The organism is Burkholderia sp. LMG 13014, from assembly GCF_905232215.1.
In the GTDB taxonomy this organism is placed as follows: domain Bacteria; phylum Pseudomonadota; class Gammaproteobacteria; order Burkholderiales; family Burkholderiaceae; genus Burkholderia.
This window is the reverse complement of the sequence record NZ_CAJNKE010000780.1, coordinates 1-2304: the sequence shown is the minus strand read 5'-3', so window position 1 is coordinate 2304 and position 2304 is coordinate 1. Positions and strand designations below refer to the sequence as shown.

Below are 2304 nucleotides of genomic sequence, written 5' to 3'. Positions count from 1 at the left end.
GGCCGAGCCGCAACGCCTCGTCGCACAGCGCCGGTCGTGTCCAGTCGTCGCCCGAGGTCGCCGCATGGCCTTCGTTGAACACGAGATAGATCACTTCGAGCACCGACGCGAGCCGCACGGGCCGCGCATCGGCGGCCGGCACCTCGAACGGCACGTGCGCCGCCGCGAGCGTGCGCTTGGCGCGCACGATCCGTTGCGCGATCGTCGCCTCGGGCGTCAGGAACGCGCGCGCGATCTCGCCCGTCGTCAGCCCGCCGAGCAGCCGCAGCGTCAGCGCGACGCGCGCATCGGTCGACAGCACCGGGTGGCACGACGTGAAGATCAGCCGCAACAGATCGTCGCCGATGTCGTCGTCGCGCGCGTCGGCGAGCGCCTCCGCGATGTCGGGGACGACATGCGCTTCGAGCGCGTCCATCTCGTGGCCGAGCTGGTCGCGCTTGGCCGCATGGAGCGACTCCTGCCGGACACGATCGAGTGCGCGACGCTTCACGGCCGTCATCAGCCAGGCGGCCGGGTTGTCGGGCACGCCGTCGACGGGCCAGTGCTCGAGCGCCGCGACGAGCGTGTCCTGCGCCAGCTCCTCGGCCACGCCGACGTCGCGCACCACGCGCGCGGCGCGCGCGATGATCTTGGGCGCCTCGATCCGCCAGACCGCTTCGATCGCACGGTGAGTCGCCTCACGCGTCACGACGCCTGCCCCTCGGCGGACGCGTCCAGCGGCATGGCCATCAGCTCCCATGCGTGGCCGTCCGGATCGTCGAACCCGTGGCCGTACATGTTCGGGTACTCGCGTGGCGCTTGCGGCGCGGACCCGCCGGCCGCCAGCGCCTTCGCGACGATCGCGTCGACCTCGGCGCGGCTTTCGCACGACAGGCACGACAGGGCCTGCACCTGCGTTGCCGGATCGATGATGGTTTTGCCGGTAAACGTCTGGAAGAACGGCCGCACGAGCAGCATCGCGAAAATCGTGTCGCTGATCTTGATGCAGGCGGCCTGGTCGTTGGTATAGGCCGGCACGACTTCGAAGCCGAGCGCCTGGTAGAACGCCTTCGAACGCGGCAGGTCGGCCACGGGCAGGTTGATGAAGACCATCTTGTGCATGTCGGGTGCTCCCGGTGAAGTTGGATTCAGGTGGGCAATCAATCAGACGCCGGTGCGGCCGACGTGGAGTTCGCGGAACCGCTCGACCGCGTCGCTCGGCGTGAGGTCGTCAAGCTCGAACAGCGGCCGCACCTCGATCTCGCAATCCATCTCGGCGCCGAACGGCGCGGGAAACCGGCGCGTCCATTCGAGCGCTTCTTCGCGCGAACGCACCTGGATCAGCGTGTAGCCGGCGATCAGTTCCTTCGTTTCGGCGAACGGGCCGTCGACCACCGTGCCCTTGCCGCCCGAGTAACGCACGCGCCAGCCGCTCGCGCTCGGCCGCAGCCCGTTCGCGTCGAGCAGCACGCCGGCCCTGGCCAGTTCCTCGTGATAGACGGTCATGGCCTCGACCAGCCGGTTGTCGGGCAACGCGTCGGACTCGCTGACGGCGTTCGCCCGGATCATGATCATGAATCGCATCGTTTACTCCTTGTCATCGGTGGAGGGCGGCGCCCGTTCATCGGCGCCTTATCCGGACGACGGCCGGATGACGGCCGGATCGACATATTCCGCGACAAACCAGGGTAAATACCGAGTCTCGGCAATCACAGGAAGCACGGGCCGACCGCACGCACCTCGACCGTGCACCACTGCGCGGCCGGGCACTGGCGCGCGATTTCGATCGCCTCCTCGCGCGTGTCGACGTCGACGAGGAAGAAGCCGCCGACCATCTCCTTCGCCTCCGCGAACGGGCCGTCGAGCAGGCGCGTCTCGCCGTCGCGCACCTGCACGCGCGTCCCGCGCTCGGAGCGCTCCAGCGACTCGACGCCGCGCAGCACGCCGCGCGCCTTCAGCGTCTCGGCGAAATCGACCATCCGCGCGTACAGCGCCTGACCTTCGTCGAGCGTGCGTTCGGCGCGCTGGTCGGTCGGTTCGACAATCAACAGCATGTAAGACATGGATTTCTCCTGTGGGAACGGGGCGCGGCAGCGTTCGCTGCGCGATCGGGATGCGCCGACCGATGCAAAAGCGTAGCAGCCGCCGGGCGGCTTGCATCGTCGGCCAATCGGCACTGGCCGGACGGCCAATTCGGCCGCTTCCTGACATTTTGCCGTCAAGATGCCTTCCCGAACCTTCGGATTTTCTTCCTGTGGACCGCCCCATGTCACGCCTGCTTCCGCCGCTTGCCGTTGCACCGTTCATCGCCCTGGCTGCCCTCTT

At 68.2% G+C, this 2304-nt stretch carries 4 protein-coding genes; all 4 read right to left on the bottom strand.

Annotated elements, in window-relative coordinates; translation table 11 throughout:
- Positions 1-688 (bottom strand): RNA polymerase sigma factor (locus tag JYJ84_RS34520; protein ID WP_275890765.1); only part of this gene is annotated, 688 nt, incomplete at its 3' end.
- A complete protein-coding gene (locus JYJ84_RS34515) occupies positions 685-1101 on the bottom strand; it encodes a VOC family protein (RefSeq protein ID WP_122949114.1) in 417 nt (138 codons plus the stop codon). The genes JYJ84_RS34515 and JYJ84_RS34520, both read right to left, overlap by 4 nt.
- 42 nt (positions 1102-1143) lie before the next feature.
- The gene (locus JYJ84_RS34510) at positions 1144-1563 is read right to left on the bottom strand and encodes a YciI family protein (protein WP_175221768.1); all 420 of its coding nucleotides are present in this window, start codon (positions 1561-1563) and stop codon (positions 1144-1146) included.
- 125 nt (positions 1564-1688) lie between these two features.
- A complete protein-coding gene (locus tag JYJ84_RS34505) occupies positions 1689-2042 on the bottom strand; it encodes a YciI family protein (protein WP_034185206.1) in 354 nt (117 codons plus the stop codon).
- Positions 2043-2304 lie beyond the last annotated feature (262 nt).

Excerpts from the sequence above, each read along its gene's own strand:
- JYJ84_RS34515 (WP_122949114.1), bottom strand. The coding sequence starts at position 1,101 with ATGCACAAGATGGTCTTCATCAACCTGCCCGTGGCCGACCTGCCGCGT.
- JYJ84_RS34510 (WP_175221768.1), bottom strand. The coding sequence starts at position 1,563 with ATGCGATTCATGATCATGATCCGGGCGAACGCCGTCAGCGAGTCCGAC.
- JYJ84_RS34505 (WP_034185206.1), bottom strand. The coding sequence starts at position 2,042 with ATGTCTTACATGCTGTTGATTGTCGAACCGACCGACCAGCGCGCCGAA.